Genomic DNA, 6236 nt, shown 5'->3' with positions numbered 1-6236 from the left:
GCGGCCCGGGTCCGCAGCCGGTCCCCGTGCGCGCGCAGGATCTCCTCCGCGTCGGCGCCCGGGCCGTCCAGCACGGCGCTCACCTCGGCCAGCGGCACCTCCGCCTCGCGGAGCGTGCGCAGCAGGACCGCCCGGTGTTCCTGGTCGGGACCGTAGTACCGGTAGCCGGACCCGGGGTCGGTCCGCGTGGGGGTCAGCACCCCGCAGTCGTCGTAGAAGCGCAACGCACTCGGCGTGAGGCCCACCCGCCGGGCGAACGTGCCGATGTTGTCCAGGCCGGTGTCGGTGATGTGGTCGTCCATGCCGGGCAGTCTGCGCGTTCGACGGACTCGAAGGTCAACTCTCCGGTTCCGGGCCGGCCCCGGTCCGTAGGATGCCGCGCACGACGCACGGCATCGACGGAAGCGACCGCCCCGGACGCCCCGGACGGCACCGGGCGAAGGAGGTACGGATGGGCGAGCGGTACTCCCTCTACCAGAGTGAGCTCTACCTGCAGGCCTACGGCGGCCGGACGCCGGAGTTCACCACCGACCCCACGAAGCTGGAGGACTCGGCCGCCGAGCTGCTCGATCCCGGTCCGTTCCACTACGTCGCCGGGGGCGCGGGGTCGGGCGCCACGATGCGCGCGAACCGCGACGCCTTCGACGGGTGGCGGCTGGTGCCCCGGATGCTCACCGACGCCACCGAGCGGGACCTGTCGACCACCGTGCTCGGCACGCAGACCCCCGCGCCGGTGCTGCTCGCCCCCGTCGGGGTGCAGTCGATCGTCCATCCCGACGCGGAGCGGGCGACCGCCCGTGCCGCCGCGGGGCTGGGCCTGCCGGCCGTGCTGTCCACGGCGTCGTCGACCAGCATCGAGGACGTCGCCGCCGCCTCCGGGGACGGACCGCGCTGGTTCCAGCTGTACTGGCCGAACGACCCGGACGTGTGCCGCAGCATCCTCTCCCGCGCCCGGGCGGCCGGGTTCAGCACGCTCGTGGTCACGCTGGACACCTGGTCGCTCGGCTGGCGGCCGTGCGACCTCGACCGCGGTTACCTGCCCTTCCTGCAGGGGGAGGGCACCGCCGTGCCGTTCTCCGACCCGGTCTTCCGGTCGAAGCTGGAGGCGCCGCCGGAGGAGGACCTGCCCTCGGCCGTGCTCCGCTGGATCTCCATGATCACGGGGACGGACCGCGACTGGGACGCGCTGGCGTTCCTGCGGGAACACTGGGACGGCCCGATCGTGCTGAAGGGCATCACGCACGTGGACGACGCCCGCCGCGCCGCGGAGGCGGGGATGGACGGGGTGATCGTCTCCAACCACGGCGGCAGGCAGGTGGACGGGGCCGTGGCCGCGCTGGACGCGCTGCCGGAGATCGTCGGCGCCGTGGGGTCGCGGATCGAGGTGCTGTTCGACTCCGGGGTGCGCACCGGGGCGGACGTGGCCAAGGCGCTGGCGCTGGGCGCCCGGGCCGTCCTGGTCGGCAGGCCGTGGGTCTACGGCCTCGCGCACGGCGGGGAGGACGGCGTGCGGCACGTGCTGCGCAGCCTGCTCGCCGACCTCGACCTGACCATGGGCCTGTCCGGGCACCGCCGCCTCGCCGACCTGCGGCCGTCCTCGTTGACCACCGTGCGGCGCTGAGTCCCGGCCGTCGGAGTGCCCGCGATCCGTCCGGGCGGAAAGTGGTGGGCGGGTCGCGGGAGCGCCCGGCTACCCTGGGGTGCGTATGTCCACCGCGTCCCCCCTCACCGAGTTGCGCTCGCGCCTGCCCGAGTTGATGGTGCGTGACGCGAACCGCCTCCGCAGGCGTATCGACGGGCTGACCAGGTCGGGTAAGTCCCGGAAGGCGCGCCCGCGGCCCGCCGACGACGTCGTCGCCAAGATCGCCGCCGACGTGGACGCCGCCGAGCGGCGGGTGGCCCGCCGTCGCGCGTCGGTGCCCGCCGTGACCTACCCGGACGAACTCCCGGTCAGCGGGCGACGGGAGGATCTCGCCGAGACGATCCGGGACAACCAGGTCGTGATCGTCGCGGGGGAGACCGGCTCCGGCAAGACCACGCAGCTGCCCAAGATCTGCCTCGACCTGGGGCTCGGCGTCCGCGGGCAGATCGCGCACACCCAGCCCCGCCGGATCGCCGCGCGGACGGTGGCCGAGCGGATCGCCGCGGAGCTGGACACCGACCTCGGTGACTCCGTCGGGTACAAGGTGCGGTTCACCGACACCTCCGGTGACGACACGCTCGTGAAGCTGATGACCGACGGCATCCTGCTCGCCGAGATCGGGCACGACCGGATGCTGCGGCAGTACGACACGATCATCATCGACGAGGCGCACGAGCGCAGCCTCAACATCGACTTCCTGCTCGGCTACCTGAAGCGGCTGCTGCCGCGCAGGCCCGACCTCAAGGTGATCATCACCTCCGCGACCATCGACCCCGAGCGGTTCTCCCGGCACTTCGACGACGCCCCGATCGTCGAGGTCTCCGGCCGCACCTACCCCGTCGAGGTCCGCTACCGGCCGGTGGTCGACCCGGACGACCCGGACGCCGACCCGGACCGCGACCAGGTGCAGGCCATCGGCGACGCGGTGCGTGAACTGACCGCCGAGGGGCCCGGCGACGTGCTCGTGTTCCTGTCCGGCGAGCGCGAGATCCGGGACACCGACGAGGCGCTGCGGGCGATGAACCTGCCGGACACCGAGATCCTGCCGCTGTACGCGCGGCTGTCCGCCGCCGAACAGCAGCGGGTGTTCAAGCCGCACCGCGGGCGGCGGATCGTGCTGGCCACCAACGTCGCCGAGACGTCGTTGACCGTGCCCGGGATCCGGTACGTCGTCGACCCCGGCACCGCGCGCATCTCCCGGTACAGCTCGCGCACCAAGGTGCAGCGGCTGCCGATCGAGCCGATCTCGCAGGCCTCGGCGAACCAGCGCAAGGGCCGGTGCGGGCGCACCTCGGACGGCATCTGTATCCGGCTGTACACCGAGGACGACTTCCTCTCCCGCCAGGAGTTCACCGACCCGGAGATCCTGCGCACCAACCTGGCCTCGGTCATCCTGCAGATGATCTCGCTGGGGCTGGGCGACATCGGCGCGTTCCCGTTCGTCGAGCCGCCGGACCGGCGCCAGATCACCGCGGGCGTACAGCTGCTGACCGAGCTCGGCGCGGTGGACTCCTCGGGCGGCAAACTCACCGCGGTCGGCAAGAAGCTGGCGCAGCTGCCCGTCGACCCGCGGATGGGCCGCATGATCGTCGAGGGCGCGGCGAACGGGTGCGTGCGCGAAGTCATGATCATCGCCGCGGCACTGTCCATCCAGGACCCGCGGGAGCGCCCCGCGGAGTTCGAGCAGCAGGCCCGGCAGCAGCACGCGCGGTTCACCGAGCCCGGCTCGGACTTCCTGGCGTACCTGAACCTGTGGAACCACGTGCGCGAGCAGCAGAAGGCGCTGTCGAACAACCAGTTCCGCAAGCTCTGCCGCGCCGAGTTCCTCAACTACCTCCGCATCCGCGAGTGGCAGGACGTCTACGGCCAGCTGCGCCAGCTCGCGAAGCCGTTGGGGATCACGCTGAACAGCGTGCCCGGTGATCCGCAGCGCATCCACACCTCGCTGCTGGCGGGCCTGCTCTCGCACGTCGGGCTCAAGGACCCGGAGAAGGGCGACTACCTGGGCGCCCGCGGCACCCGGTTCTCGGTGTTCCCCGGGTCGTCGCTGTTCAAGAAGCAGCCCCGGTGGATCGCCTCGGCCGAACTGGTGGAGACCTCCCGGCTGTGGGGGCGGATCAACGCCCGCGTGGAGCCGGAATGGATCGAGCCGCTCGCGCAGCACCTGGTGAAACGCACCTACTCGGAGCCGCGCTGGGAACGCAAACAGGGCGCGGTGATGGCGAACGAGCGGGTGACCCTCTACGGCATCCCGCTGGTGTCCGGTCGCAAGGTCAACTACGGGCGGATCGACCCGGAGACCTCGCGGGAGCTGTTCATCCGGCACGCGCTGGTGGAGGGGGACTGGGAGACCGACCACCGGTTCTTCCACGACAACCGCGCACTGCTGGACGAGGTGACCGACCTGGAGAACCGGGCGCGGCGCCGGGACATCCTCGTCGACGACGAGACGTTGTTCGCCTTCTACGACGAGCGCATCCCGGACGACGTCGTCTCCGCGCGGCATTTCGACTCGTGGTGGAAGAAGGCCCGCCGCGAGCAACCGGACCTGCTGACCTTCGAGAAGGCCATGCTGGTCAACGCCACCGCCGAGGAGGTCCGCGCGGCGGACTACCCGGACGTCTGGCGGCAGGGCGAGCTGGAGCTGCCGCTGACCTACCAGTTCGAGCCCGGGACCGACGCCGACGGCGTGACGGTGCACATCCCGCTGCCGGTGCTGAACCAGGTCACCGACGCCGGGTTCGACTGGCAGGTGCCGGGGCTGCGCGAGGACCTGGTGGCCGCCCTGGTGAAGTCGCTGCCGAAATCGCTGCGGCGCACCTTCGTGCCCGCGCCGGACACCGCCCGGCAGGTGACCGGGCGGATCGGGCCGGACGACGGCCCGCTGCTCGACGTGCTCGGGCGGGAACTGGAGGCCCTGCGCGGGGTCGCGGTGCCGCGGGAGGCGTGGCAGTGGGACGCCGTGCCCGCGCACCTGCGGATGACCTTCCGGGTCGTCGACGAGAAGCAACGCACCGTCGCCGAGGGCAAGGACCTGTCCGCCCTGCGGGAGCAGCTGGGCGGGCGGCTGCGGGAGACGATCTCCGCGGCCGCCGACGACGTCGAACGGTCCGGCCTCACCGGTGGGAACTTCGGCACGCTGCCGCGGGAGTTCCGCGCGCAGCGGGGCGGGCACGAGGTCCGGGCGTATCCGGCGCTGGTCGACGAGGGCGACAGTGTCGCCGTGCGGACGCTGGACAGCCCGGAGCAGCAGCGTGCGGCGATGTGGCGGGGCACGCGCCGGCTGGTGCGGCTGTCCGTGCCCTCGCCCGCGAAGTACGTCACCCGGAACCTGTCCAACCAGGCCAAGCTGGTGCTCACCCGCAACCCGCACGGCGGGGTGGCGGCGCTGTTGGAGGACTGCGTGGACTGCGCGGTGGACAAGCTCGTCGCCGAGGCCGGGGGGCCGGTCTGGGACGAGGATGCCTTCGCCGCGCTGACCGAGGCGGTGCGTCCGCGCCTGAACGGCACCACCCTGGCCGTGCTGCACGAGGTGGAGGCGGTGCTCGCCGCGGCGGGGACGGTGCAGACCCGACTGGGGGAGACCCGCGGCGGAGCGTTGCGGGAGTCCCTGGAGGACATGCGCGCCCAACTCGACGGACTGGTGTATCCGGGTTTCGTCACCGGCACCGGCTACGACCGGCTGCCCGACGTGGCCCGCTACGTCCGGGGCATCGAACGCCGACTGGACAAGCTGCCCACCGACCCGGGGCGCGACGTCGAGCGGCTGCGCGAGATCAACTGGCTGCGCGACGAGTACGACGCCGTGCGCGACGCGCTGCCGCCCGGCACGGACCCGGACCCGGCCCTGGCCGAGATCCCGTGGATGATCGAGGAACTCCGCATCAGCTACTTCGCCCAGACCCTCGGCACCGCCTACCCGGTCTCCACCAAACGCATCCTCAAAGCCCTGGACAAGGCCGCCCCGTAACCCCCGGCGAGTTGCCGCCCCAGACCGGCGAGTTGCCGCTCCAGACCGGCGAGTTGCCACCCCAGGCCGGCGAGTTGCCACCCCAGGCCGGCGAGTTGCCGTTCCACGACGGTGAGTTGCCGTTCCACGACGGTGAGCTGTCGTGTCGTGACGGAGTCTGTCCCGTAGTTCCGGTGAGCTGGTCGGGGCAGGTGGGGGGCCGCAGTCGCGCGGAGTAGCGCCGTCCCTGGAGCTCCGCCCCGATGTCCAGGTGGCCCGAACGTCGACTCGTGAGCACGAGGTGTCGACTCGTGGTGACGAGGTGTCGACTCGCGGTCGGGAGGGGGCAACTCGCGGGTGCGGGGTGTCGACTCGCGGGTGTGGGGCGGGTCGACGACTGAACCTACTTGCGGGTAGGTTTAGTTCGACCAGGTTCGAGGAGGTGGCCGATGAAGACGCCGACGACCGTGGCCGGGCTGACGCGCCGGGTGGTCGACACCGTCCGCGGAATCGACGTGCTGCGTCGCGCCGGGCTGGCGCCGTTCCCCCGGGTGGACGAAGGATTGCGGTCGCTGATCACCGCGCGCCGGTACGGGCCGCTGGCCGGGGCTGTGCGCGTGGCCGCGCGCCGGGACGCGACGGCGG

General features: G+C 72.2%; 3 protein-coding genes and 1 pseudogene. 3 read left to right on the top strand and 1 reads right to left on the bottom strand.

The window, feature by feature from the left end; genetic code table 11:
* On the bottom strand, positions 1-302 hold a 302-nt coding region (locus ACTIR_RS23710), incomplete at its 3' end, for a MerR family transcriptional regulator (protein WP_034240408.1).
* Between the two features lie 149 nt (positions 303-451).
* Between ACTIR_RS23710 and ACTIR_RS0115550 the strand changes: the two genes are divergently transcribed.
* The 3 genes and pseudogenes from ACTIR_RS0115550 to ACTIR_RS26760 all read left to right on the top strand — a co-directional run.
* Positions 452-1621: a lactate 2-monooxygenase gene (locus ACTIR_RS0115550; RefSeq protein WP_026454969.1), complete on the top strand. Its 1170-nt coding sequence runs from the start codon at positions 452-454 to the stop codon at positions 1619-1621.
* Positions 1622-1706: 85 nt separating this feature from the next.
* Positions 1707-5612, top strand: a complete 3906-nt coding sequence (gene hrpA, locus ACTIR_RS0115545; RefSeq protein WP_026454968.1) for an ATP-dependent RNA helicase HrpA — start codon at positions 1707-1709, stop codon at positions 5610-5612.
* 428 nt (positions 5613-6040) lie between these two features.
* Positions 6041-6236, top strand: a pseudogene (locus ACTIR_RS26760) (acyl-CoA synthetase); the annotation flags it as partial.

It is taken from the genome of Saccharomonospora iraqiensis subsp. iraqiensis, from assembly GCF_000430445.1.
GTDB lineage: Bacteria > Actinomycetota > Actinomycetes > Mycobacteriales > Pseudonocardiaceae > Saccharomonospora > Saccharomonospora iraqiensis.
Note: the sequence above shows the minus strand (reverse complement) of the source record. Positions and strands in the feature narration are given on the sequence as shown.